We start from the raw sequence: 26,066 nt of genomic DNA on the forward strand, positions 1-26,066 counted from the left end.
CGATTCTAAAAAAACTGGATGACAGTTTCAGGTTTTTTTCAGAATAGAATTTCCCGTTAAACCGGGACTGTACCCCCAAATCCCACATAGCTGAGATAGAGGCCTCCTGCCGTAAATAGTGCCGTATATGCAAGAAAAATATAATCATTTCTTTTTAGCCTCAGTTCTTTTACATAGGTTCTCTGCCTGTTTGCCCTGAAACCTCGCGTATCGGCAGCTACTGCGAGCTTTCTTCCCGCCCTGAGTATATTAACCACCAGAGGAACAAGGATATATTTCATGGCTTTTGCTTTTCTGAAAATTCCTCCTTTCAATTCAAGCCCTCTTGCCTGCATTGCATTGAGGATTATGCCGCTTTCTTCGAGCATTGAAGGGGCAAAACTGACTGCAGAAGAGAGCATAAATGCAATTTCATACGGAAGCCCTATACTATAATTTTTTTCTCCTACTCTTATTTCGAAAAAGCGGACAAATGCGGAAATCAGTTCTGAAGGATGAGTGGTGGCAAGCAGCAGCATTGCGGCACTAAGTCCGGTCATAAAACGGAAAGACTGATACATCCCGTAGAGAGCCCCATCGGCATAAAAGTAGACTCCTTCTGTAAGAAGCCCCAGTACCGGGAAGGATGGAGAAATTATGGTAAACAGCGGCTCTTTTGCCCAGTAATAAAAAAGAGCCTGAGAAAAGGTAAAACTCAGCATAATGCTCCCAGAAACCAGGAGGATGGCCTTTATCCTGCTGATAGGCGGTTTCAGAATGAACCAGAAAGGCAAAGTTGAGATAAAAAGCAACACCAGCAAGTAAGGAGTACCTAGAACAACACTCAGCACCGAGACCCCGAAGAGCCAGAGCAGTTTTACTCTCGGGTCCAGCCTATGGAGCAGACTGTCTTTTTGTTCATAGCGAAAGAGGCTTTTCAAGGCATAATCCTCCGTAAAATTCTATCATACAAAAATTAATAATAGTCAAACTATTTCTTACTTTTCATAAGAGTTTTAAACTATAGTGTGTATGAAATAACGCGATAGTATGGATCAACCAGAGGACACAGATGCACTTGTCAGGTTTGAAAACATTACATATAGCTATCCCTATTCAGATTCCAGAGTACTTTCGGATGTAAACCTTAAACTTGAAAAAGCAGAGTTTGTACTCCTTGCAGGTCCAAGCGGCTGTGGAAAAAGTACTCTTGTCCGCTGTCTTAACAGGCTGGTGCCCGAGATTTCTGGAGGAAAACTTTCCGGGCGTGTCATTATTCGGGGAAAAGACCTCAGGGAGGAAAAAGTCCATAAACTGGCCCTTGAGGTGGGAATGGTATTCCAGAACCCTGAAACTCAGCTTTTTTCCCTTACAGTAGAAGATGACCTTGCTTTCGGGCCTGAAAACCTGGGGCTTCCAGGAAAGGAAATACTTTCCCGTGTAGAAAAATCTCTCAAAGCGGTAAAACTGGAGAAACTGAGGGATCATTTCATCTTCACACTCTCAGGCGGGGAAAAACAGAGAACTGCAATAGGAGGAAACCTGGCAATGGAGCCGGAAATCCTTGTCCTTGACGAGCCGACGTCGGACCTGGACCCCTCCGGTACCCGGGAAGTACTTGACCTGCTCAGGCGACTGAACGCGGAAAAACGGATAACCCTGATCCTCATAGAGCACAAGCTCGATGAAGTTTTCGAACTGGCTGACCGCATGCTTGTAATGGATGAAGGGAAGGTTATACTTGACGGAAAGCCCTTTGATATCCTGTGCCGCGAAGAAGGAAAACTCAAAAAGCTCGGGATTCATCCTCCCCAGCTCATAGAAATCTCTCGCCTCCTGGGATTCAACTGCAGGACTTCAAGCCCCCCCTATGAGAACATCCTGAAACGCCTGGCTGAACTTCTGATGCCGTCCACTGGTGAGCTCCAGCCCGAAAGCAGGAAAGAGGCGAAACCCAAAATTCCTCCTGCCCTTTGTCCAGAGGAGAGCCTTTCTCACGTTCGGATAGAAAAGCTCTGCTTCAGACGTGAGGACGGTTCTGAAACCCTCAAAAACGTAAATCTTGATATAAAATATGGAGAGTTTCTTGCCCTTCTTGGCCACAATGGAGCCGGAAAAACAACCCTTGCAGGTCACTTAATGAGATTCCACAAACCTTCTTCCGGGAGGATTCTCCTCAACGGAAAGAATATAAGCAAATACTCCACAGCTCAGCTCTCGCAGCAGATAGGGTACCTTTTCCAGAACCCGGATTCACAGATTTTTATGAATAGCGTATTTGAAGAAGTTCGATTTGGGCTCAAGAACCTGAAAATACCTGAAGAGGAAATGAAAAAACGAGTAAATTCTGCCCTTGAGATGATGGAACTTTCGGTTTACAGAAACAGACACCCCCAGGCTCTCTCACGGGGACAACGGCAACGACTGGCAGTAGCTTCCATTCTCGCCCTCGAGCCGGACCTGCTTGTCCTGGACGAACCGACTACGGGGCAGGATAGGGGGCACATACATAAGTTTCTGGATAAAATCAGGGAATTGAACAGACTTGGAAAAACCGTTATTCTCATAAGCCATGATATGGAGCTTGTAGCGGAGTATGCTGAAAGGGTTATCGTGATGAAGCAGGGAGAAGTTTTGCTGGACGGCCCGGCAGCAGATGTATTCTCAAGCCCTGAAGAGCTGGATGCAGCCGGGCTTATTCCTCCTCTCCCTGCAAGGCTCGCTCTTGATCTCAGAAAACAGGGATTTGATGTTCCCGGAATGCTTACAGTCTCAGAACTAAAAAGCTTCCTAAGAGCTCACAATGTGGAAATTCGCGACTGAAAGAAATTAAATAAAAATGAAATGACCGCAAAAAAAGGCAGCAGAAAGTAAAGAAAAGAGGTAACTATTCAGGTTATAGTTAACGGCGCTCCCTTGAGCGCCGCTATAATACCCTCCAAAACAAGTAATCCGTTCTTTCTAATTGTAGAGATGTAAGCTCTCATTCTGCAGAAAGCTTGCGCTCCTTGTGTTGTTCTGAAAGTTCCTGATATCTTTTGCTGTAGTTTCATCATCCTGATATCTCTTTCTGCCTGATTATTCTCAAACGGAACTTTCAAATCTTTCAGGAATCTCAGGATCTTTTCTTTGTGTTCTATAAACCTATCCAACAGATTCCTTGCTTTTGTCTTTGGATTCTTTCCACGTTTTCCTTGTTTTTCAGGATTTAGAGATTGTGGATTTTCCTCAATCCCTTTCATGATTATAGCATCAAACCTTTCTTCCAATGCTTTAATTTGCTCAAAGTCCAGTTCTTTGACTTGCTCCTTACATTCATCAGTATACTTTTTCATCTCAGTGAGTAATTTATTCATTTCTTTAGCCCACTGCTGTTTATAGTTCTCTTCAATTCCAGTAAGTTCTCTCTGTAAATGAGCATTACAGAGAGCATGATCACAGTCATAAACGTTGTAAGGTTTCCATCCGTCGTGAACTGCTACTCCCTTAAACTCCGGAAGAATTCCCATAGCGTCTATTGCTTCTGCTCCTCTTTTTGAGTGAGGTAAATAACAGGTGTATTTGTCATTAGAAGCTACATGAAGCCAGTGTCTTTTTCCTTCGATTTTCATACCAGTTTCATCAAAATGGACAACATAAGAAGTCATTAATTTCTCTCGAATAATGTTTTCAAAACACTCTAAATTCTGGAAACATTCTTTTTCTGCTCTAATTATCGTAGCAGGACAGATTTTTATTCCCATAATATCCTCAAAAAACTCAGAAATTCTTTCATAGGGGATAAAATGGTGATTTTTACAGTAAATAGCTGAAGCTAAAATATTTGGACCATACTGAACTGGATATTTTACTGATTCAGGAAAAACAGCTTTATTTATTCTTCCACAGTGAGGACAGGTCTTAATCTGGCTTTTGTGTTCTGTAACAATCAGGTTTACAGGAGGAATATCAAAGACCTGTCTTTTCTCATAGGCTTCAACTTCAACATTCTCAAGAGTATGGCCACATTCTTTGCAGCAACTCAAAGAATGTTCTATTACCTACTCAGGATCATCAACCATTTCAAGAGTTGTTCCAGGATGACCATCTTGACCTCCAGGTTTCTTTCCGCTCTTTTTACGGAGACTCTTGGGATTAGGTTTCTCCTTGACAAAAAAATCAGTAGAAGGAGGGCGACTGCTGTTACGACTGTTTTGGTTTAAACGAGATTCTAAGGCTATCAACCTTTCAGTAAGTTCTTTAATTTGAGTTTCAAGACTCACAATGTAAGCAATGACTTCAGGGTTTGAAGCACACAAAGCAAGAATCTCTTCACGTGTAAGCATGATAACGAAACAAAATAGGATTCAATTTATATCCAATTTTTCCTCGAAAAGAGGAAAAATTGTAGCCTTTAAAAGGCTGCCTGAATAGTTACGAAAAGAGATAAAATTTGGAGATATTAAAGGGGAAAATGGGATGCAGATAAAGGCGTTTCTTCTAAAGCCTTGCTCCGCTCATTTTTACAGCGGTATCATAGCCAAGAAGTCCCCCTACCAGCCCTCCTGCGCATGCCAGGGCCAGCTGAATCCCTATGTACCAGGGAGCGTAAGATATTTTCCATTCAACCGGGGCATAGAGAAGATAAAATAAGAGGGTTGAGACTCCGCCTCTTGAGATTCCGTAGATAACTGCAGTCAGGCGCCTGTCTGCATAATCCATCCTGAATATAAAGACCAGGAGGTCAACAACGACACCTTCTGCCAGGTAAAAGCCCAACCACATGATGTGAGACCCCCAGACAACCATGCTGATGAGCAGGACGCAGGTAAAGAGCAGGGTTGCTGTTCCCGGCTTTCGGACCAGTTGCAGGGCGACTATCATGAGGACGACAGTGGGAATTGCAATAACCAGCCCGTCAAACCAGCCAAGATTGACCAGTTTGCTAAGGTAGCGGAACACTACGGCAATAACCGAAGCGAGAAGCGCTATTGTGATCAGGTCAATGGTTGAAAAGAGGTCAAGGACTCCAAATCGTTTTAGTGCAGCCAGAACACCGAAAAAGACCAGGAGACTTACCAGAATCGTAATATAAGTACTCCAGGAGGGTGGCGGTATGATAGTAATACTGTGTTCACTTTGTTGCGTCTCTCCCGAGTAAACCGCAAGAATCTTGAAAGTAATCCTTTTTTTGTACTCGATTGAAGCAGGAGGTTTTACATCAAGAAAAAAGCTTGCACTTTGCCCTGTTGACAGTTCTCCGATTTTAGCCGTGATTTTCTGTCCGTCTTCTGTTATATTGTATGGCTGAGGAGACATCCCTATATCCAGATCTCCCGGAACTTCAATAAACACAGTTACGTTATACAGTGGTTCAGTTCCCTTATTCTCAAGGTTTAACCTTGCCCTTTCCCATGAGTGTCCAGCTACAAGGACATCGGGCGCCTGGTTTCGGTCAAGTGGAATTTCCAGGCTACACTCAAGGGGAGAGACATATGAACCTGAAGTTTCCTCTGATGCAAGGGCTCCTGGAGTAAAGGAAGCTGTAAGAACAAGTGCAAGTATTGCTGAGAGAATCCATTGATGTTTCATTTTTACCTCTTTTTCATCTCAAATTAATTTTCACTTCCTGATCTCATCTCCTTCTGAACTTCAGGGCAATTGCAATGCAGGCAAGAAGACAGATAATAATCACCGGAAGAGGGATATTTGCTTTTTTTCCGGTTTTTTGCTCGTGGAGTTTGAAAAACTCGCTGTTAGCTTCCGATTCCGAAACGAGGACTGCGATACAGGGATGGATATAGCCCTCCTCCCCCCTTTCGAAGAGAAGGATACTTTCTGAATTTTCAGAGGACACAGAACCCGAATACAGATCAAAATACTTGCCCTGAGCGGACTTTCCTATGTCACTTCCGATGCTTGCAGAATCAAAGTAAAGCTCGTCTTTTTCTCCTTCAGTGCCTGCCACAAGCATTGTATAAAGGGTCGCATTTTTTCCGGGGTATGTATCTTCAAAAGCAGTCGTTACTCTGTCCTTCTTATTTGTATACGATAGCGCATAATTGCCTTCATTGATCCAGAACCTTACTGGAGAAAGAGAGCTGTTTTCACAAACAGCGGCAAGAGTGATCCCATAGGGCCCTCCCCCGGGGTTTTCTGAAAAAACCGAAACTTCATTCAGTCCAGTATGAAGAGAACTGCTGGTATTGAGACAGTAAAGGGCTGTCCCCCAGGCTGAAACGTAATCAGGATCTTTCATTAAGGCAAGTTCTTTGCCGTTTACCGTTACTTTGATACTGTCCCCGCTGTCATAGTTCCAGACAGGAACATAGAGCCTAGCATACCTGACTTCCCCGGAAGGCAGCTCGAAATACTCTAGATAGGGGTTTTCACCGGTATACCCGTGCCCCCCACTAACATATACTTCTCCTCTGACAGCTCCTTCTGCAATTGTATAGGGAGGAGTTCCATCCCCATACCAGCCTCCATTTCCTGAAAATAAAGAAAACAGGAGTAACAGACCTGCTCCAAGAAGCCCTGTTATTAAGATTTTGTTTCTGTTCTCCAAAGTTATTCATCTCCTGGAGGCGCTGAAAATTTGTTACTAAAGCTTTTGTTATTAGAGCTGTTTTAAGGCTCTTACAGGGTCCATTTTTGATGCCCTCCATGCAGGATAGAGCCCTGAAAGAACGGATACAAACAGGGATATCAGAAATCCGGCTGCAAGAATCCTGAAATTTAAAGCAGTCAGGTGTTCTATACTTCCTATTTCAAGTTTTGACAGTAACAGGGCCCTCCCGATTCTGTCTATAAGAGTTGAGAAAATAACCCCAAAAAGATCTCCCAGAATACCTCCCAGAGCTCCTATAAACAGACATTCGGCCAAAAACATCCGCAAAATGTCAGACTCTGAAGCTCCGAGTGCTTTTGAAATTCCTATTTCTCTGGTTCTTTCGTAGACTGAGACTACCATTGTGCTTACAACCATCAACCCGCCGACAATCAGGGAAATGCTTGAGAAAAAAGCAAGGACCAGAGTCACCCCTTTCATTATCCGGTTGACAGCGTCTATTTCGTCCTGGGCATTTGAAGAAGAGAGCTCAAGTTTTTCTATTTGTTCTCTTGTTTCGGCGACTTGGGAAGAACTCTCAACCTTTACGAGCACTCCGTCATAGTACTCTTTTTTGTTGAGTTCTTTTGCAGACGCGAGACTTATGAAGGCTCCAGAATCAAGGTTGTTACCTGTGGGTTTTAAATAACCTACAGGGGTAAAGCTTACTTCCTTATCACGAGGCTTTCCGTCCTCTCCGTAAAGCCGTAGCCTTGATGTTAACGGGGTTCCAATTGTAATTCCATCCGTTTTCTCCAGTTTTTCCCATAAATCACTTCCAAGTACGACCTGGTTTTGTCCGCTTTCGAACCAGCTCCCCCCGGCAAGTTCAAGCTCATTTGCAGTCCTGTAGTCCTCCTGTATGCCGGACAATTCGAAATAGTTGCCTGAAGGACTTACATAAGCATCTTTTATATACGGAGAGGCTAGTTTCCCTAATTTCTTTATTTCCTCAACTTTCGCATCACCAATAAGGACGAGTCCATTTTCTCTCAGACCCGGGGAAACTTCAATCAAAGTAAGGTCCCTGGACTTTTGAACCTCTTCAACAGCATTAATACGAAGCCCTTCCCCGAAAGAGACCACAGATACTACCGTTGCTACACCGACTGCTATTCCAAGGAGTATAAGCAGGGTCCTGAGCTTTTTAAGGCGTAACTGCCGTATTGCCATTGAGAATTCTTCTATCAAACGGTTCACCAGTCCTTATTTTTACATTCCTGCCTGGGAAAGGGAGAGGTTATTATATGCAACATTAAAGAAACGTAAGAAAGATGCGAGAAAATAATTATGGATTCAAATATTCAGTGCTACGGATTTATAGTTAAGTAACATAAATTACGAATATATATCCTTTTTGATTTTTACCTATATTTTATTAAGTTAAACGGGGGAATAATATATTGTATGTTATTCGTAAATAGGAGTGGCTAGACTGAATTACCACATGCCTGCAAGCCTATTAGCTGAAGAAGTCTCAGAGTACCTGTCAGGAAAATATGACTAATTAAGGAAGCAATAATACAAATTATTTCGAAAAAACTGGTAAATTTTTATTACAAAACAATTTCGATGACTATAATTAGTTTGACTATACATGTGTTTAACATATGCAGATTGGAATAGTAATTCATAACTTTCAGCTTATGGATTCTCCCAAGACAGTCGAAAATATTCTTACGCTTCTCTCTGGAGATAATTGTATAGATGCCTGTCTCTGCGGAACCATGGGAAAAATTGCGGCGATTGATGCCGGCATGGAAAATCTGGTTGAAGTTGGCAGGTTGATGAAGCCAAGCACCTGCATAGAGCATTTCTTCAGATCAAAGGACCTGGTCTGTCTCCTTAACCACGGAAAGGAACTGACTACCGGCCGAACTTTTGGAAGGATCGTAGTTTCGCATTTAAAAAATCCTGAAGAAAAGCCTCTTATTCAAATTGAAAGGCCAGGCCGCCCTGATGGTGAACTCATCCCATGGAACAGGGTTGCTTTGCCCTATGCTGAAAAACTATCCAGCCTGCTTAATATGAAGATTTCCCGGCCTCCATCGCCTGTAAACACTATAGAAATCAGCAAGTATGGAACCCGGGTCCTGAGAAGAATATCGACCTTTCCCGGGGCAAACATAATGGTTGAAGGGATCGTGGTCGGAAAAGCCACTTCTTCTGAAGTCGCTCTCATCTCGGAGAATGGTTTTCTTACTTCAATGGAAGGGGGAATTATAAAAGAGCAGGGTATTGAGATCCTTCATAAGCATGAGGAAAGAGTGCCTGTAGATCTTTCTATAGCCTGGGTGAAAACCGCAACTTCCCGAAAAAACTCCGACGACTTTTATGATTCAATGGAAGGAAAAAATGAATGGATGGCGAAAACTGCCTCTTTGAAAAAGGGTTTTTCACAGGAGAAACTTTTGGAAGGTGGGGTTAAGGTTATTCTTATAGACCACTGCGCTGAACGTTCGTTAGATATGATGAAAGGTGCAGGCTTTGTAATTACTATTGGAGATGACACCACGGAGATTGCAGGAAACATTTTCTCCAGATTTGGAATCCCTATCCTTGGAGTTACAGACGGTGACTGTGACGAACTTGCTACGGAAGTGAGATATTCTCCTGGTTCCCTGCTTCTTCATTTAAAACAGGGAAAAGATGATGAGTTAGGGAAAGAGATTAAACAGCACATCTTTTCAGGAGAACAGATAGCCTGTTTTGAAAATATTGATGATCTGAAACCAAGAATCATAAAACTTGCAGGAGATCTCCTGGAATCTATTTCAGAGTACTGAATTAATTAACACAAAAATCGGAGCTAATGAAAAAGCTACAACCGGTTTACAGAATCCAGAATTTTCCCGGATTGCTGTTTTTGAAATCTGCAAAGTTATATTTTTTCTAGTCAGATAACTCTCTTTTTGTAAGTTCTCTTTTTTGTAAGTTCTCTTTTTTGTAAGTTCTCTTTTTTGTAAGTTCTCTTTTTTGTAAGTTCTCTTTTTTAGGAATGATTGAAATATGACTTCAAGTTTTCACTTGGTAATGGTTCTATAATTGCACTTCCCAACATCATTAATGGCAATATAGGGCATAAGTGTTTGAAATTAAATTTTCACCATTCCTTAGTCAGATGTCTTGTTTTTGTTAAATCTCTTTTTTGTTGGTTCTCTTTTAGTCAAATCTTGTTTTCAGTCATATCTTTTCTAGATATCTATTTCTAATAGTACTTAATTAACACAAAAGGCATAATAATTAATATAATGTTCAATATTATTATGAAAAAAAACAAAATCAAATATCTTTAATATATGAATGTCGTTAGGAAAATATTTCAAAATGAATTGTAAAGTCTGAGTTTTTGATTTGAGGCTTCAGGACAAGATCTCGTGCAAGAATAGTCTCTGAATTGTTCATAAATAGATATTGAAAATACTGAGGTTTGCGGATGAGACTTATAATTGTGTTACTCATTGTCGCTCTTATTATTTCGGTGCAGGCTGCTGCAGGCTCTTCAAGTATAGGGGTTGGAGCAAGCCCGGGAAACCTGAGTTTCAGGCTCGCTCCAGAAACGTCTGCAGAGCAATCGCTATATGTGATAAACACAGGAAACGAAGCCGCAACATATGGGATTTTCGTTGAAGAGGGTGCCTGTGAAGATTGGTTTACATTTTCCTCAACTTCTTTTGATCTGAAAGCAGGGGAATACAGGGAAGTTAAAGTCAAACTCAATGTTCCTGCAACAGAAGAAACAGATGTTGAATGCAACATAAAAATTCCCTGTACCGTATCAGGAAAAATCGTGGGAGCCGGAATTATAATCCCTGTCCATATAGAGATTTCTGCCTCAGAAGTAAACTATTCAGAGGTCGGCTCTTCTGGTACCAGTTCCTCGGGAGGAAGCAAAAGTTTTTCCGGGTCTTTCAATAGCGCAAAAGTGAAAGAAATATCCCAGCAGCTTGTCGAAAACGCCAGCAATCTGGTGGTTGATTCCAGACAGGATATCACATCTGCGGGTGAAAAATTGAAAAACTCTACCAAAAACTGGGAGGAAACTGCAGACAAAAGTCTTGATAATGCAACAACCAGCCTTGGAAAAGTAACCAGGAAATTCGAGGATACAGGCAGAAGGATTGAGGATAATACAAAAGAGAGATTTGAGGATACTAAAAAGAAACTTGAAGAACTAAATAAAATTTACAGGGATATTATTCAGTACATTGATAATTTCATTAAAATCCGCCTGACAAAAATATTAAACTGATTCAAAATATGCCGGGCAAATCTCACAAATTGACTTTTTGTTATGATGAAGTCGTTCTGTATGTAATCGTTCTCGATATGGACCCGTGTAGACCCGAAGCTGTGGCCTGATTCTTGCTTAACTCAGAAGCAACTTAATAGCCATTTGAGAAATAGATCGAAAATAGAAAGATTAAAAGAAAGCAAAAAATCCGAGAATTTCAGGTGCGGGAGAAGGGATTCGAACCCCTGAACGTCTGCACGAACAGATCTTGAGTCTGCCACCGTTGACCGCTTGGTTACTCCCGCGCTTTTCGGAAATCCAAATAGGTAAAGTTATAACTAGCATATAAAGCTAATCCTGTGAACGAACCAATCCTGCTAATTATTACGAAAGCGGGTAATTCCGGATACTTTTATTTCAGCTTTCGGCTACAAAATATCGGCTTCAGGCTTTAAGTTTATTCCTGTCCGGAGGGTTTATTTTTCTTACGAGCTGTTTACATGCACCCAGTCGAGGTAATCCTGCTCGCCTTTAACCTCCCAGAATTCGATAGCAGGCAGGTCATAGGTGTGTAGGAACCTCACGGTTTCAATGATCTCTTCCAGGCGGGAAGAGTCGGTCTTGGCGAACAGGGCTACTTCGTTCTGCTCCTCCACCTTTTCGTTCCACCTGTAGATTGAATATATCGGAAACATATTTACGCAGGCTGCAAGCCTTCTTGCGACCAGCTCTCTTGCAATTTCAGATGCATTATCCATGCTCCCGGCTGTTATATATACGATTCCGATCATGAAACAGACACCTCATACAAAGTAGTTATAATCAGAAATATGCTGAGCATATGCTGAGTCTTATAAACTGAGCATTATTCATTAATTGCTCATTATTATCTATTGCCTCCGGGACATAAAATATAACCCCCGATGCTGAGATCTTTATATTATATGTGGCTGTTTACATGCGGCCGTAAACTGGCCTGCCATAAAATAATCTTGATGTAAAAGTTACCTTGACGGAAGAATAAACCTGCAATTCCATGTACCTTTTTATATAATTATGATGTATTATTACCCGCAGAGTTCAGTGCTATATGCAGAGAAACTAAAACCTATTTATAACAGAATAGACTACGGGGTGTAACAGGATTAATTATTTGAATATCTAAATTATTTGAATGTATGCCGGCTCCGGACAATTGCTGCTTAATATGCAGCTGGAGATTGCATACCGCGATAGAAGTTGCATATCGCGCTGGAAGTTCACTTGCGGCGTTAACCTCTTTATTAAAGATGTATTCTATATACTGTTATATTTCTTAACAACTAATCAATCGTCATTAAATCTGCTGCATTTATCTGTCAACATTCAACCTGTTAACATTTATCTGTTAACTTTAATCTATTAACACTTATCTGTTAACATTTATCTATTATCATTTATCTGTTGACGTTTAAGTGGAAGTTATACCCAAGCTGTAAAGACTGATCACCAGATAAGTTTATTAAAATAAAAATCACAAACGAGAGCCTATAATGGTTCGGCTTAATAATTTCGGAGAATTTCCTTGAGCGGCACAAGCATTGTACTGGGTATTTTTTTAATGTACTGGTTCCTTGTCTCCATTCTGGACAGAAGGGGCATTCTGGAAAAGTATAACATAAGCACTTTTGGGCCTCTCCCCATCCTTATGATAAGGACAACGAAAGGTCTTAAGCTGCTGGACATACTTGCCCGCCCGAAACGCTACTGGAGAATTTTTGCAAATATCGGGATCCTGATGATGTTTGCAGGCATGGCTGCTATGTTCCTGGTCATTGTCATTTCAGACCTTGCCCTTTATACCTCGTTCCTCAACGACAGTGTTCCCGAACCTGGAAAATATAATTCCCCAAGGAATATCTTTCTGATTCCGGGTGTAAATGAGTTTATTCCCTTTACCTGGGGTGTAATTGCCCTCATTGTCACGCTTGTGGTGCACGAATTTTCCCATGCAATCCTGTGCAGGGTTGAAAACATCAGAGTCAAATCTATGGGAATTCTGTTCGCCCTCGTCCCCATAGGAGGTTTTGCGGAACCTGACGATGAGCAGCTATTCGGCAAAAAAGAAGAAGTAAAAAAAGAGCTTCCTCTGACAGCCACAATTGAAGAAATAGAAGCCTGGGAAGAGAGGGAAAAGGAAGAAAAAAAGCTGAAAGAAATTCAAAACGGAGAGGCAGTTTCCCCTGCACGTGAGAAAACAGGGAACAAACCTGAAGTAATTGCCACAAGAACCCAGAGAGCCCGTATCCTTGCCGCAGGAGTTATGGCCAATTTCTGCGTTGCTTTTATAGCCCTGCTGCTCTTTTTTGGGCCTGTGCTGGGAGCAATTGCTCCCCTGAGCGATGCCATGATAGTTGGCATAAACGAAAGTTCTCCTGCCCAGACTGCAGGGCTTCAGGAAGACATGGTGATTACGCGGGTAGATGATACAAATATCACTACTGGAATGGATTTTCTTTCCTATCTTGAAACCGTTGAACCAGGAGACACTTTACGAATACATGCCTCAAAAGATGATACCGTTTCAGTCTACGAGTTAAAAGTCCCTTCATCTTCAGAAGAATGCCTCAACGGAGTGCCTGTAGGAGGGATTGTTGAAGGAAGTCCTGCAGAAGAGGCAGGAATCGAAACCGGAATGACAATGATCCGGATTGATGACACACAAATGCGAAGTATTGCAAGTTTCGTAGACTTCATGGAAGGGACAGAACCAAACCAGACCATAGAAGTGGAACTGCTCCCCTCAACAAATTATACCGGCGACCTCACTGAAAACGGCACTGCTGTCTTTAGTGTTCTTCTGGCCCCCCACCCTACGGGCGGTGACATCGGCTTCCTTGGAGTATCATATGGAGGTGAAGGAGTTCTGGAATGTCCTGCGCTTGGAATGTCCATCTGGATGCCCCAGGCAAAGTTCTATCTTGAAGCACTCAAACAGATACCTTCCCTGCTTTCCGAGCCTATAGGCTGGATCATCCTTTTCGGGCTTCCGATATACGGTTTTGCAGGTGAGGGCTTCCGCGGCTTTTCAGGCACGATTGCACAGTTTTACCACCCTGTCGGATGGGCAGAGCCCCTTGGAGTCGGGATTTTCTGGATAGCAAACTCCCTGCTCTGGATTGGATGGCTGAACTTCTACGTGGGCCTGTTCAACTGCCTGCCCGCGGTTCCGCTTGACGGAGGACATGTATTCAGGGACTACACCTATTCGCTTATGTACAAATTTACGAAGAACGAATCAGTATCTGAAAGGATCTCAAATTCAATTACGGCGAGTTTCTCGATGCTGATCCTGTTATCATTCCTCTTCATGATATTCGGGCCTTTCGTAGGGCAGTTGATATGAACAGTGATCTGAAAACCGCAAAAATGTAACAGCATCCAGAAAGCATCAAAATATGAACTCAAATTAATTATCCGATAATCGAAAAGCCGGAATTAAGCTTATTTTTCCGGCTCTTTTGGTTATTCCGCTTTATTCTGCCTTATTCCGCTTTCCTGGCGATTCGATTTTTACTGGCTTCTGATACTGCTTATTTTTTTGTCACAGGTTTTTATGCTTAATGATTATTTTCTGGTTTACTTAAGAAAAAAATTTATAGATTCACAGAAACTCACAGGACTTTAGGACTTTAGGACTTTAGGACTTTATATCTTCAACAAAACTACACCGGTCATTTTTCAAAGATTTAAACTGAACGACAACACTATAAAGTAGTTAAGACAATTATGTTAAAAAACAATTTTAATTACCTGTTAATTTAGAAAAATCCGTTAATTCAGGCTATTTGAATTTAAAATATATCGAGACTGAAGATGTGATAGTATGGAAAACTTGCCTACCGGAGTGGAAGGACTGGATTTACTTATGGACGGGGGATATCCCAGGGGAAAGAGCATTCTTGTTACCGGGCCTCCGGGTTCTGGAAAAACTATCCTCGGGCTTCACTTTCTTCACAGGAGTTGCCAGGACGGAAGAAAATGCATACTTGTTCTTACAAGAGAACTCACTGAAGACGTACTCACTCAGGCACACAGTCTCGGGATTGGCCTTGATCCTTTCATTGAAAGCGGGCAGCTCAATATCAGGAATATATTCGAAGACAAAATAAACAAGATTAAAAGCGTTTCCAAATTCGGAAAGGGGCTCTGTGCCGTGGACACGGACATAATCGAATACTTAAGTTCCATGTCTACGGAAGTTGATGTTGTGGTTATTGACAACATCGGAGTAATGGCCATAAATCATGATATAAGGGAGTTCGCAGATGAGTTCAGTTCAATAAGCATTATCCTCCTGAAAAACGGATGTACAAGTCTCTTTGTCATGGACGAGGACTCTTACAATACTACCCAGAGGCTTACGGGCTATATGGTTTTCGGGCTTATGAGACTCATTACACAGGAAAACTTCATTTCCGGGAAAACAAAACAGTATCTCTATATTGAAAAAATGAGAAACACACCTGTGCCTGTCAAATATTCCCTTTTTGACATCACTTCGCAGGGGATAAGGGTTATTTCAGGCATGAAATCTCCGTAAATCTCGGGGATTATGAATGAAAGGGAGATTTTTACTGAAAGGAAATAAAAACATATTATGCTGCTTTTATCAGGAATTCGCAGCAGTCATTTCTGTTTCCAATGGTTTTCAGGGCTTCAAGCCTGCAGCCTGAATCTACTTTCAGGGTTATATTTGAAAATATTTTTCGGGTCAGTGTGCAGAGGATAGGGTTTTTGCGGGCTTCTTCCCCTTTCCATGGGCATCTGGTTCCTTTTACTATCCAGATCTTATCATTTTCTCCCATAGTAGAATAAAAGCTCCCGCCAAGCTGGTTCATTATTTCTGCACAGACATTCCCTGCGTAAGCCAGATCCATTTCCCTGTTTTCGAAGTGGTACATCTCAAGAAGTGTCTTTTCGACCATGCCTGTCATCTGGTTTATAATGACCTTTTTCTCTTCATTGGATACGGACTGGAGCAGGGTAGGAATTACGGCAGTGAGGATGCTCTGCACTCTGTTTTTTACTTCAAGGCTGTCCCTGTCAGCAACCAGCCTGTCGTGAAGGTATTTGACTCTGAGGAGAGACTTCACTCTGGTTTTCAGCTCAAGCCTGTTTATGGGTTTTGTGAGGAAGTCATCTGCTCCTACCTCAATCCCTTTTATGCGGTCTTCAAGTTCAGAAAGAGCGGTAAGCATAAGTACCGGAATAAACTGGGTCTCGGGGTTTTCCTTGAGGATTTTGCAGACCTCGTAGCCGTTGACTTCAGGCATCATAACATCCAGAAGGACGATATCGGGTTTTTCTTTATCCACTATCCTGAGAGCTTCTTTTCCCCCGTAAGCACAGAAAACTTTGTAAGGTTCAACCGCAAGATAGGCTTCCATCAGCTCGACATTCTCCCTCATGTCATCCACTATGAGGACTTTCGGCCTGTTATTTTCATTCAACAAGGCTTCCTCCTTTTGTTTCATGAATTTTAATCCCTTCGGATGTGATTTCAAATATCGACATATCAGGGGATATAGGAGTGCTGCGCATCTTGGATATGCACAGGTAGCGCTCCATTTTCCCCAGATAGGCGTTCTCTTTTACCAGAAGGCGAATAGTACCGTAGACCGAATATTCAGCTAGCTGGTTGGTCAGGTTGTGAGCTGATTCATCCATGATCAGGAGGGTGGTACAGCTTTTTTTTCTCACAAGGTAGTTCAGCCCGTCAAACTGGTCCCTTAACTTTTTTTTGGGAACTCTCAGAGCAAAGGTTCCCAGGTTATCTATGACAAGGCATTCTGTTCCGTCGCGTATGAATTCTATAAGGTTAGGGAGCTCGATATCAAGGCTTTCAGGTTTAAAACCGTATCTTGTCTGCCCTATGATTTCCGAGCGGCTCTCAAATATGTTTTCTATGACAAGCTGCCCGCTTTCATAGTAAGGCTTAATGTCATGCCCCAGCAATTCTGCCTGGTAAAGAATATCTTCAGGAGTTTCTTCAGTTGCGATCATCAGGCATTTTCTTCCTTCAACACAGCTCCTGTGAAGGAAATGGATTCCATAGATAGTTTTTCCACTCCCGGCTACGCCTGTTATCAGGGTTGCTTTATTCCCGGGATAACCTCCGCTCAATTTTCTATCAAGCTCCTCTATGCCTGTTGAAACTCTATCCATTCTGATAAGCCCTCATTATTTGTTTAAATAATTCTTAACACATTACCATTTTAGTGGGCAAAAATGATTTGATATCTGTTTTGATAAATTTGTCCAGAAAAATCTACTTGCAGGATCTTTAATTGAATGAATATGACTGTATGATATCGGAAATTTTCTGCATATATTAAAAGAACTTTTGTAATATAAAAGTTATGTCTGCATTTTATAATTATCCTTTTTAGTAATTTTTGAATTTATTTCGACTCATTTGGACATAAATCCTTTAATTTCTCTCAACTATACATATTTATTTTATCTGTATGGCTTCATAAACATTTTCATAACAAGGCAATTTTTAATTTGCCCTCCTTTTTTCCCTTTTTCTTATTTTTGAGAGAAACCTTTAATATGGATAGTTGCTATCAATACAGCGGCACCGCGGGCTCGTGGGGTAGCCAGGATATCCTAATGGGCTTCGAAGTAAGATTCTTACGAAGACACCCATTGACTCGTGTTCGAATCGCGGCGGGCCCGTTAACCTGTTTTATTTTACAAGTAATGTTTAATTCTGCTTTATTCTGCTTTTCAGTGAATTTGAGGGTCGGTTATCCGGGAACGTTTTCCTCAATTTGTCTTTACCGGTAATGAAAAAAATGAATCAAAAAAGAGGCGTAAAATGGGAAAAGAGAGCGAATATCCTCTGGAAGTAAAATGGATAGATGTAAAACATAAAGGGAACCTGGAGGATGCTTTCCAAATCCGAAGAAACGTTTTTATAAATGAACAGAATGTGCCGGAAGAAGAGGAATTTGACGAAGCGGACCTGAAGTCTCATCATGCAGTCGTGTATGCGGATGGCAGTCCGGTAGCCACAGGGAGGCTTTTTAAATCTGAAAAATACTGGATTATTGGAAGAATTTCAGTCCTTAAAGAACACCGGGGAAAACAGGCAGGAAAGCTCGTTGTGGAAAAGCTTCTGGAAAAAGCCGCTGAACTGGGAGCAAAAGAGGTGCATATCCATGCACAGACCCATGCAAGCGGGTTTTACGGGAAGTTCGGCTTTGTTGCTTATGGTAATACCTTTCCTGAATCCGGAATCGAGCATATTTCCATGGTGAAAAGACTGTAAGTTCTCAACCAGCTAATCAGATTAAGAGCAAACATGGTCTGAAGTTCATCTCATACGGCAATTTCTTAACCAGCCAATCAGGTTAAGAGCCTGTCCGGTCTGATGCTCATATTATGTCGTACCGTAAAATTCCATTTTACGGATAATTACTTATTCGAAAAATAAAATTAGATATTATGACCTGGTACGCAATAGATGCGATAGATAGAGCTTTTTCACGGACAAAAAAAGCTCTTTTAGAACCTTTTGATTTCTGGAAATGGGTAAAACTTGCAATTATTGTTTTTTTCGTTGGAGGTCTCGGGTCCAGTTATGGAGGTCAGGGAACTAACTATAATATGGGCTCCGAAGATTGGGGGAGCGATGTTCCTGCCATTGTGCCCGGTGATGTGCCTGCGTCCCCGTATGACATATCCTGGACAGGCCTTGGCTATGTTCAGTCCATAGACCCATTAATAATTATAGCTGCTGCAATAATTCTCTTAATTCTTTTCGTTATCGTCTTTTCTTATATTTCAAGTGTCATGGAGTTTGTTTTTGTAGAATCTCTGGTAAAAAATGAAGTAAAGCTCCGGGCTTATTTTAAAAAGTTTATGGGGAAAGGCTTTAATCTCCTTCTCATACGTCTGGCCATAGGTCTCCTTTTTTTCATAATTTTTGTTCTTTCTCTGCTGCCTTTTGTCTCAATATTCGTTACAGAGTCTCCTGATTTTTCAGTACCTGCTCTTGTAGGTGGGATACTGTGGATTTTTGGCGTAATTATCCTTCTTGCCCTGGTAGGGGCAGTCATAAACTCTTTTTTAAGCCTTGCAATCCCTGTTTCCATTTACAGGGAAACCGGGATTCTCACATCTTTCAACATGGTCTACAGGAATTTCAGGAAAAACTGGCAGGAAATTCTGGTCTACTGGCTTATAAGGTTCCTTCTGGGAATCGGGGTTGGTTTCCTGGCATTGATCCTGTTTATCGTGCTGTTTCTGGTACTGATTATTGTTTCCCTTGTTATTGATGGGATAGCCTATTATATCCTCTCCACTTTCGTTTCTGAACCATTGATCTGGATAATTCTGGCTCTTTTTGTCCTGGCAGAAATCCTGTTTACATTTGCATTACTGATGATGCTGAGTGTACCGTTTGCAGTTTTCCTGAAGTACCACCTGCTGACTTTCCTTGAAAAGTGGTTTGACGGGTTAAATATTCCGTTTTTCGATAAGCCCGCAGGAGAACCGGGGACAGGTCAGGGAGAGATCGGAACAGGTTTAAGCAGTTCGGAACAGAATTTACCTGAGCAAAATTCATCGGAACAAAATTCATCAGAACAGAATTCATCGGAATGGTATTCACCGGAAAATGAGATGCCTGAGTCATCCAGACCCGGATCAGACAATTCAAACGGTTCAGACGGTTCAGAAACACCTGCCAGCCGTGATTTTTAACCCTTAAAGATGTTCGGGTTCCGCTCTCCCGGACTTGCTCAGGAATATTTTATAAAAAACTCCGGGTAAACCCTGGAATCTCCTCTTTTATTCTCTTTCCTTAACTGAGTTCAGAATCTCAGTTTTTTAAGATATAATATAGCATCCTGATACTAACTATACTTGGTAAACACCATACGGGTCTCTCTGTATCCGAAGCATAAACCAGGAGTTGATAAGTATGAAACAGGAGTTCATTGAGAAATATTATCTGGGCAAGGAAGTAGAAATTGACATCGGGGGAAACACAACATACCGGGGAATCGCTGCTGAATGTAATGATGGAGTCCTGAGCCTTAAATGGACTATAAAAGAAGAGGGTTACACGCATATTGAAATAGAAAAAATTGCTGTAATGTGGAAAACCCTTGGCAAGTAAGAATGTGTTAAAATAAATTATATCATAAAATAATGGTGCAAAAAGATACCACAAAAAACAGTATTGTAGAAAAATATCGCAGAAAAATAGTGATAGCAGGAATATGAAAATATACCGGGTTTCATTAAAGTTAACAGGTAAACTCAAAACAAAAGCAAAGAAAAGAACTCAGGTTCTTCTAAGCCCGAATATTATTCCTTTTATCAGGTTTTAAGGAGGTTTCTGTTATTCCTCCTTCTATTTTTCTTCCTTCTATTTTTCTTACTTCTATTTTTCTTCCTTCTATTTTTCTTCCTTCTATTTTTCTTACTTCTATTTTTCTTACTTCTATTTTTCCTCCTTCTATTATTCCTCCTTTTTGTCCTCTGTTTTTAAATTGCCTGTAGCCTGAATGTAAAAACAATGCTTTTCTCAACCCTGAAAAATAATTGCATCTACACTGAATACAGCCGACTTCTCAAGCTCTTCTGGCAGCTCTGCCCGGGCAGGTTATGTAAGCAGGTGCGGTTAAACTGGTGAAAGATATACAACCTGGTGCTTCGACCTCCCCTGATCAGGCTCATTGCTGGAGAGTCGCATCTCTGCCGCAATAATTTCGAAAATTCAGACTATTTAAAACCATTTATCTTTGTTTTAATAAAAAAATTAATATTAAAAACCTTACTTTTTATTGTTAAGAATTAAGTATCAAAAACTAAAGTATCAAAAACTAAAAGATTCTATTTTTTTTCTGTACTTTATATAAATTTTTTTAAAAAAGTAAAGCTGCCAACTGAGTTATATTTTTCATAACATTATAAGTTTTGAAACTGTTCTCTTATTTAAAGTTATCTCCTATATTCTGAGAAATAACGCCCAATGATGCCCATTTTACACAGAATAAGTATTTATACAACTATACCAGTTATACTATTGATAAAACATAATACCATTAAACAATAGATTATGGTTTATCGGGGGTAGCATTGAGCTTCTGGGGATTGGGAGTAAGCTCCAGATGATAGTACAGCTTTTGCAACAGGTGCTTGAGAATGCTGAACTGGTAGGTGGGGTTGAGTTACAGAACGGACTTGTTTGCATTTCTGGAAGATACGTTTGCGTTTCAGAATGAATTTACAAAGCACAGGTTCTGACTGGATAAACGAAACTAAAAACGAAGATTGAAATGAAGATTAAATACGAAGATTAAAAACGAAAATAAAAACGAAGACTAAAAGTGAAAAGTAAAAATAAAAACTGAAAACGCAAACCGAAAAAGCAAATCAGAAATTATAAAGGGTCTAAACAAAACTGGGATTAATCTAAACATTTTTTGGAGTGGGACAGAATGACGCTTTCTAACCTGACTGAGGCTGAAAAAACGATATTGATGGATGAAACCGTTACTGATTTAAAACAATCGTTAGAAACTGCCATTAAAAGTTTACTTGCAGAATACGAAACAGATCTTGAAACTAACCTCAATATTTCAAAAGTTGAGGTGAACTTCATAGTAAAGCTGGACGGGGTTGAGGTCTAAAGTTTATTACTATGGGATTTAGGTTGCGGTAATGTAACTGATAGTGCGAGTGACACATATATTTTCTTTTGGGGTCTCTTTTGGGGTCTTCTTTTGGGAAGAGCAGAAGTGAATCCGCACCGGCTTTTCTTTCTTTTCTTTTAACCTGAATTTGCAGATTACCTGTCTGGAATTTTTTTAATTTTTGCATTTTCTTCACTGAGCCCTGCCCAGATTACTCTATACTTCAGGTGTTCGAGTACGGGATAAAAGAGGCCGCTGTCAAACCCGAAATCCTCAAAGATTTTTACTGCATCAGCATACGTCTCTGCTGCGCCGGGCTTTTCAAGCTCAAGATTTATTTTCTCAAGCAACTGCCTGTGAATTATGTAATTTTCAAGAAGCACGTAGTCTCTGTAGTCTCTGTAGTTTCCAATATTTTCATGCTCTTTTCCGGAATCTCTGTACCCTTCGAATTTTTCCCGAACTTCGGATTTTTCAGGTTCCTGTATTTTTTCAAATCTCTCTTCAAGAACCTTTTTTAAAGCTTCAAGCATAACTCCATTTCTGGCTGCGATCTTTTCAAGATTAATAATTTCCCCTGAGAGAGGGATTTCTATTTCGTGTATCCTTGACCTATCTTCTGCAAGTTTTTTTTCCTCGTATTTTCTGAGCACCTGAGTGACTTCGTTTGCCGGGATCTTCCTGTCGAAGAAAATGACGTCCTGTGCAGGAAAATCTTTTTCGGAACATTTGAGTTTCCTGTTAATCAGGAGAATAACAGGTTCTTTTACCTCTTTGAGTTTCTCGACTTTCTTTTTAAGGTATTCGGGAGTCCAGAAGCCAACAATTTCTGCATATACTTTTATCCCGTTCTTCTGCAGGGAAAAATCCGGTACAAAAGCGAACCTGCCTGCTTTCAGTATTGCAGGTTCTCTTCTCACGTCCCAGCCCCCGAAACTTAAGCTTGCAAATTGCTGTTCAAAAGCGCTATCAAAGACTTCACTTGCAGCGTCTGTTTCTACTTCCTGGGCTACGGATTGCCTTTCTACAGGCTGGCCCTCGTACCCTGTTTCCATTCCGGTTTCAATTCCATATCCTTTCTTTTCTTCAGCAAACTGATAGTCGCGAGAAACACTTTCAGGATAGCCGGACACTTTCCGCATGAACCTGAAAGCTTCTTCAGAACTGTCAAGAGAAAATTCAAGGATCCTCTTTCCCTGATAACCTTTATGCAGAATGCCTGCCTTCAATCTCCAGCCTTTTGTTTTGAGGAGAGCGGGAAAGAGTTTTGCAAAAGAATTCCCATACCTTTCCGACATTCTGAAAAGTGACGCAGGCCCATCAAGATGAAGATGAACACTTTTTAGTTTTTCAATTTCTTCGTTTTCGTCATTTCTTTTGTTTTCTTTTCTCTCACTTTCTTTTACTGGGCTTTCTTTTCTCTCATTTTCTTTTATCAGCTTTTTTTCTCCCTCAGTTTCTTTTATTCCACCTTCTTCCTGCGCATCCTCAAGGGAATACATAAGCCCGAACCTGAGGATTTTCCAGAGGACTCTCTGAAAATCTCCCTTTATCCAGATATCAAGGTCAATGGCACGGAAAAGCAGAGTCTGGGTAAGGGAAATGTTGTACTGCCTGAGGAGTTCTGCAGGGGCAGGAGGGTCGAATTCTTTAAGAACCTGGTTTTCCTCAAGGTCTGCCCACAGAGATTTTTCAAGGTCTGAAACTGAAACTAAAAGGTTTTTTGCAGCTATTTGCAGCGCCTTTTGCCTTTCTTCAGGAAAAAGAGCCATGCCCCCACAGGCTTCAAAGACAGCTTCCCTGGCTCTGGAAGGGTCAACAGCCGAAGATGTCTCAACCACAGCCCGCCTCCCGAGGAGCTGCGAAAGTCCCCTGATAAAGCGGTAGTTCATCTCTTCATAGCCTTCGAGTTCCGTAAGGAGGTCACCATATGTTTTTCCGACATGCTGCCTGAAAGTCTCTATAAGTAGCCCTGCAAGTTCAAGGTTTTCAGAGTCAAAAACCGAATATGCAGGCCTGATCTTTCCTCTGGAGATGCGGGTTACTAGGAGGTCAGATGTCAGCACGAGAAACACCTTCCTGACTTTTGGCTTCTGCCTTATCGGGTTTTTTTCTGGTTGAAACAGCTTCTTTTCTTCTCTTTGCAGTCCCTGTTTCCGTGGTTTCTTCAGCAATAATCTCGTAGAGCACGGCTTCCTTCCCTTCTTTTTGCCTCAGTATCCTTCCAAGCCTCTGGACGTATGCCCTTTTGCTGCCTGTCCCGCTTGCTATAATCCCTATATTTGCTTCCGGGACATCGATCCCTTCGTCAAGTACCTTTGAGGTAACGACAGCCCTGTACCTTCCTTCCCTGAACTTTTCGAGAATGGAACTCCTCTCTTTTGAAGGAGTCCTGTAAGTAATGGCCGGGATAAAAAAAGAATTGGAAATCCGGTGCACAAGCCGGTTGTGTTCTGTGAATATGAAAATTCTGTCATCTCTGTGCTGTTCCAGGATTTCCCTCAGTTTCTCAATTTTCGAATCACTGTTAAAGGCAAGGTCTCTTGCTGCATTTCTCGCCAGGAGGGCTTTTCTGGCTTCAGGATCTCTTCCGCTTTTCATAACCAGTTTTTGAAAGTCCTGCGGACTTCTCATTATCATTCCGGTTTTTCTGAGGTAATCAAGAAATACGGAGTATTTCTTTTCGTATTCTTTCTGCTCTTCATCGGTGAGAGCAACAGAAACCCGTTTTATCGTATAGGGGGCGAGATGCCCACCTGCAAGTTCAGATACCTTTTTTTCGTAAACTTTGCCTCCGACAAGCCGGTTGAGTTCTGTATGCAGCCCATCTTCCCTTTCATATGTGGCTGTGAGCCCGAGTCTGCATGGAGATGCGGAAAACTCTGCAATGCTCCTGTAACCGGTTGCGGGCAGGTGGTGAACTTCATCAAAAATAATAAGACCGAACCTGTTCCCAAGGGTTTCGGCGTGAATGTAAGCAGAATCATACGTGGAAACCGTCACCGGAAAGATTTTCTTATCTCCTCCCCCAAGCTTTCCGATCTCCATGGAAAAGGCTTCTTCAAGCTCTTTCTTCCACTGTTCAAGCAGGTCAAGGGTCGGGACGACCACAAGGGCAGGAGTATTGCAGCCCGCGATTGCCCGGATACCTGTAAGTGTTTTTCCGCTTCCTGTTGGCAGGACAAGCACTCCCCGTTTCTCATTTTCTCCCCAGGAGATAAGTGCTTCTGCCTGATAGTCCCTTAACTTCAGCTTCTTTCCTGAGGCTTCGTAAGCTGCTGCGAGGTCGGGACAGGGAAGAAGGTCAAGGACTGAGTCTTCAAAATCGATCCCTGAATCTTTCAGATAATTAATAATATCTTTGTAGTACATTGCCGGAGCCCTGAAGCTTTCGCTCCTTTCATCCCACACAGAGTTCGGGACCCTGACATTTCCTTTTATAAGAATGGTTCCCTGCTTGAAGCTGATTTTGAGCATTGTTTATTAAGAGTCCGGACATTATATATAATATTTCAGTTATCGGCAGGCTCGCCGGCTGGATTTTTCTGGCATTGAAACGAAAATCTAAATAAATTTTTATACTTAATATTTACAGAAGAAGCATAATGAAGAATAACAAATGGCTTTATTGCTTAAATATGATTACATAAAGTAAAAGAATTACATTTTTACCGGCAGCTTAAAATAAAAAAATTAGAGAAAAAAATGTGAGAAAAATAAGTGAATAATAAAAAGAAACAGAAAGAATAGGTAAGAAAGGGGATTAAGTGAACACAAATTCAATCTCTTCGGGAAACGGCACATCGGAAGATGAGGAAAAGCCCTCCCCTGAGCCTCTTGAACTGGAAGCCCTTTTCCATAAATACGGGATTGAACGCAGCCATGCCGACAATGTGGCACGAAATGTTCTCGAGCTTTTCGATGTCCTTGCTCCTGTACACGGGCTCCGCCCTGAGTTCCGAAAGCTTGTGGAAATAGCAGCTCTGGTCCATGATGCAGGAGTGGCTACGGACCTGGAAAACCATCATAAGGCAGGAAGAGATATCCTGCTCCTGCACCCACCTGCAAATCTGCCCGAGAAACTATGGCAGGTTGTTGCCTGGACGGCTTTTCTGCATAAAAAGAAAATCGGGGAAAAGAAACTCAGCAAACTCGCCGAAAAAGACTTCGGAAATATGCCTGAAGACCTGCAGGTCCTTACCCTGAAAGTAGCCTCCCTTGTAAGGCTTGCCGATGCCCTGGACTACAGCAGGATGGGAAGCAAGCTCGGGCAGGTTAGTTATGGAAAACAGAGCATACGGTTTGAGATCAAGGGCAACGGGTCAGCAATTGATGCCGAAAGAATGCGTAAAAAAGGCGACCTCTGGCACCTCCTGTACAGTACGAAACTTGAATTCGTATCTGAGATAAAAAAATGATAAAAGAATATATGAATCAGGAAGATATGAGCCAGTGCTGCTTCCGTATTACTCATTATGTTTCAGTAATCTGCCATGTACCGGCAATTCTACAATATCTCAATAGTCCCATAACATTTCAATAGTTCCACAACATTTCAATAATTCTACAA

20 protein-coding genes, 2 tRNA genes and 1 pseudogene are annotated in these 26,066 nt (G+C 41.6%); 11 read left to right on the plus strand and 12 right to left on the minus strand.

Annotated elements, in window-relative coordinates:
- Positions 1–56: 56 nt before the first annotated feature.
- The gene (locus tag M886_RS12430) at positions 57–920 is read right to left on the minus strand and encodes an energy-coupling factor transporter transmembrane component T family protein (RefSeq protein ID WP_011034918.1); all 864 of its coding nucleotides are present in this window, start codon (positions 918–920) and stop codon (positions 57–59) included.
- A gap of 109 nt (positions 921–1,029) precedes the next feature.
- On the opposite strand from M886_RS12430, the gene M886_RS12435 reads away from it, so the two are divergent.
- Positions 1,030–2,802: an ABC transporter ATP-binding protein gene (locus tag M886_RS12435; RefSeq protein WP_048040990.1), complete on the plus strand. Its 1,773-nt coding sequence runs from the start codon at positions 1,030–1,032 to the stop codon at positions 2,800–2,802.
- Between the two features lie 68 nt (positions 2,803–2,870).
- Here M886_RS12435 and M886_RS12440 read toward each other — a convergent pair.
- The 4 genes and pseudogenes from M886_RS12440 to M886_RS12460 form a co-directional block, all read right to left on the minus strand.
- Positions 2,871–4,304 (minus strand): annotated as a pseudogene (locus tag M886_RS12440) (IS66-like element ISMma13 family transposase).
- A gap of 154 nt (positions 4,305–4,458) precedes the next feature.
- The gene (locus M886_RS12450; protein ID WP_015412986.1) at positions 4,459–5,550 is read right to left on the minus strand and encodes a hypothetical protein; all 1,092 of its coding nucleotides are present in this window, start codon (positions 5,548–5,550) and stop codon (positions 4,459–4,461) included.
- Positions 5,551–5,593: 43 nt separating this feature from the next.
- Complete coding sequence (locus M886_RS12455; RefSeq protein WP_048038183.1) at positions 5,594–6,526, minus strand: DUF3344 domain-containing protein; 933 nt, start codon at positions 6,524–6,526, stop codon at positions 5,594–5,596.
- A 51-nt stretch (positions 6,527–6,577) separates the two neighbouring features.
- Positions 6,578–7,768 (minus strand): ABC transporter permease, encoded by a 1,191-nt coding sequence (locus M886_RS12460; RefSeq protein WP_235203953.1) that lies wholly within the window; start codon positions 7,766–7,768, stop codon positions 6,578–6,580.
- A 410-nt stretch (positions 7,769–8,178) separates the two neighbouring features.
- Here M886_RS12460 and M886_RS12465 point away from each other — a divergent pair, with 410 nt between their 5' ends.
- Positions 8,179–9,354, plus strand: coding sequence for a DUF2117 family protein (locus M886_RS12465; RefSeq protein WP_048037842.1), 1,176 nt, complete (start codon positions 8,179–8,181; stop codon positions 9,352–9,354).
- 650 nt (positions 9,355–10,004) lie between these two features.
- The gene (locus M886_RS12470) at positions 10,005–10,820 is read left to right on the plus strand and encodes a COG1470 family protein (protein WP_048037843.1); all 816 of its coding nucleotides are present in this window, start codon (positions 10,005–10,007) and stop codon (positions 10,818–10,820) included.
- Positions 10,821–11,024: 204 nt separating this feature from the next.
- Here M886_RS12470 and M886_RS12475 read toward each other — a convergent pair.
- Positions 11,025–11,107, minus strand: a tRNA-Leu gene (locus M886_RS12475).
- A gap of 180 nt (positions 11,108–11,287) precedes the next feature.
- On the minus strand, positions 11,288–11,593 hold the full coding sequence (cutA, locus tag M886_RS12480) for a divalent-cation tolerance protein CutA (protein WP_015412981.1): 306 nt from the start codon (positions 11,591–11,593) through the stop codon (positions 11,288–11,290).
- A gap of 773 nt (positions 11,594–12,366) precedes the next feature.
- Here cutA and M886_RS12485 point away from each other — a divergent pair.
- Entirely contained in the window at positions 12,367–14,187 is a 1,821-nt protein-coding gene (locus tag M886_RS12485) for a site-2 protease family protein (RefSeq protein ID WP_048051274.1), read from the plus strand.
- 480 nt (positions 14,188–14,667) lie between these two features.
- A complete protein-coding gene (locus M886_RS12490) occupies positions 14,668–15,384 on the plus strand; it encodes an RAD55 family ATPase (protein WP_011034909.1) in 717 nt (238 codons plus the stop codon).
- A gap of 55 nt (positions 15,385–15,439) precedes the next feature.
- Here the strand turns inward: M886_RS12490 and M886_RS12495 are convergent, their stop codons facing one another.
- Together M886_RS12495 and M886_RS12500 are read right to left on the minus strand one after the other, a co-directional pair.
- On the minus strand, positions 15,440–16,318 hold the full coding sequence (locus M886_RS12495) for a response regulator (protein WP_011034908.1): 879 nt from the start codon (positions 16,316–16,318) through the stop codon (positions 15,440–15,442).
- Positions 16,287–17,009: an ATPase domain-containing protein gene (locus M886_RS12500; protein WP_011034907.1), complete on the minus strand. Its 723-nt coding sequence runs from the start codon at positions 17,007–17,009 to the stop codon at positions 16,287–16,289. Before M886_RS12500 ends, M886_RS12495 begins: the two co-directional genes overlap by 32 nt.
- 422 nt (positions 17,010–17,431) lie before the next feature.
- Here M886_RS12500 and M886_RS12505 point away from each other — a divergent pair.
- The 4 genes from M886_RS12505 to M886_RS12520 all read left to right on the plus strand — a co-directional run bounded on the left by M886_RS12505 (position 17,432) and on the right by M886_RS12520 (position 19,974).
- Positions 17,432–17,525, plus strand: a tRNA-Arg gene (locus tag M886_RS12505).
- Positions 17,526–17,667: 142 nt separating this feature from the next.
- Positions 17,668–18,120 carry a GNAT family N-acetyltransferase gene (locus tag M886_RS12510; protein WP_011034906.1) on the plus strand — a complete coding sequence of 151 codons (453 nt, stop codon included), beginning with the start codon at positions 17,668–17,670 and terminating at the stop codon, positions 18,118–18,120.
- Between the two features lie 176 nt (positions 18,121–18,296).
- Entirely contained in the window at positions 18,297–19,556 is a 1,260-nt protein-coding gene (locus M886_RS12515; RefSeq protein ID WP_048046455.1) for a DUF7544 domain-containing protein, read from the plus strand.
- Positions 19,557–19,776: 220 nt separating this feature from the next.
- On the plus strand, positions 19,777–19,974 hold the full coding sequence (locus M886_RS12520) for an MM0924 family protein (RefSeq protein ID WP_011034904.1): 198 nt from the start codon (positions 19,777–19,779) through the stop codon (positions 19,972–19,974).
- Between the two features lie 178 nt (positions 19,975–20,152).
- On the opposite strand, the gene M886_RS18700 is transcribed toward M886_RS12520, so the two are convergent.
- Positions 20,153–20,389, minus strand: coding sequence for a hypothetical protein (locus M886_RS18700; RefSeq protein ID WP_155396013.1), 237 nt, complete (start codon positions 20,387–20,389; stop codon positions 20,153–20,155).
- A 912-nt stretch (positions 20,390–21,301) separates the two neighbouring features.
- Between M886_RS18700 and M886_RS12530 the strand changes: the two genes are divergently transcribed.
- Positions 21,302–21,493, plus strand: a complete 192-nt coding sequence (locus tag M886_RS12530; protein WP_011034903.1) for a hypothetical protein — start codon at positions 21,302–21,304, stop codon at positions 21,491–21,493.
- A 158-nt stretch (positions 21,494–21,651) separates the two neighbouring features.
- On the opposite strand, the gene M886_RS12535 is transcribed toward M886_RS12530, so the two are convergent.
- Positions 21,652–23,562, minus strand: coding sequence for a DUF790 family protein (locus M886_RS12535; RefSeq protein WP_048040361.1), 1,911 nt, complete (start codon positions 23,560–23,562; stop codon positions 21,652–21,654).
- Positions 23,549–24,973, minus strand: coding sequence for a DEAD/DEAH box helicase (locus M886_RS12540; RefSeq protein ID WP_048051275.1), 1,425 nt, complete (start codon positions 24,971–24,973; stop codon positions 23,549–23,551). Before M886_RS12540 ends, M886_RS12535 begins: the two co-directional genes overlap by 14 nt.
- 290 nt (positions 24,974–25,263) lie before the next feature.
- Here M886_RS12540 and M886_RS12545 point away from each other — a divergent pair, with 290 nt between their 5' ends.
- Positions 25,264–25,914, plus strand: coding sequence for an HD domain-containing protein (locus tag M886_RS12545; protein WP_048051276.1), 651 nt, complete (start codon positions 25,264–25,266; stop codon positions 25,912–25,914).
- The last annotated feature ends 152 nt before the right edge of the window (positions 25,915–26,066 follow it).

The organism is Methanosarcina soligelidi, from assembly GCF_000744315.1.
Lineage (GTDB): Archaea > Halobacteriota > Methanosarcinia > Methanosarcinales > Methanosarcinaceae > Methanosarcina > Methanosarcina mazei.

Bases quoted from the DNA above. Each gene is read 5' to 3' on its own strand.
- M886_RS12435 (WP_048040990.1), top strand. From the start codon at position 1,030: ATGGATCAACCAGAGGACACAGATGCACTTGTCAGGTTTGAAAACATT.
- M886_RS12450 (WP_015412986.1), bottom strand. From the start codon at position 5,550: ATGAAACATCAATGGATTCTCTCAGCAATACTTGCACTTGTTCTTACA.
- M886_RS12465 (WP_048037842.1), top strand. From the start codon at position 8,179: ATGCAGATTGGAATAGTAATTCATAACTTTCAGCTTATGGATTCTCCC.
- M886_RS12470 (WP_048037843.1), top strand. From the start codon at position 10,005: ATGAGACTTATAATTGTGTTACTCATTGTCGCTCTTATTATTTCGGTG.
- cutA (WP_015412981.1), bottom strand. From the start codon at position 11,593: ATGATCGGAATCGTATATATAACAGCCGGGAGCATGGATAATGCATCT.
- M886_RS12490 (WP_011034909.1), top strand. From the start codon at position 14,668: ATGGAAAACTTGCCTACCGGAGTGGAAGGACTGGATTTACTTATGGAC.
- M886_RS12495 (WP_011034908.1), bottom strand. From the start codon at position 16,318: ATGAAACAAAAGGAGGAAGCCTTGTTGAATGAAAATAACAGGCCGAAA.
- M886_RS12500 (WP_011034907.1), bottom strand. From the start codon at position 17,009: ATGGATAGAGTTTCAACAGGCATAGAGGAGCTTGATAGAAAATTGAGC.
- M886_RS12510 (WP_011034906.1), top strand. From the start codon at position 17,668: ATGGGAAAAGAGAGCGAATATCCTCTGGAAGTAAAATGGATAGATGTA.
- M886_RS12515 (WP_048046455.1), top strand. From the start codon at position 18,297: ATGACCTGGTACGCAATAGATGCGATAGATAGAGCTTTTTCACGGACA.
- M886_RS12520 (WP_011034904.1), top strand. From the start codon at position 19,777: ATGAAACAGGAGTTCATTGAGAAATATTATCTGGGCAAGGAAGTAGAA.
- M886_RS12530 (WP_011034903.1), top strand. From the start codon at position 21,302: ATGACGCTTTCTAACCTGACTGAGGCTGAAAAAACGATATTGATGGAT.
- M886_RS12540 (WP_048051275.1), bottom strand. From the start codon at position 24,973: ATGCTCAAAATCAGCTTCAAGCAGGGAACCATTCTTATAAAAGGAAAT.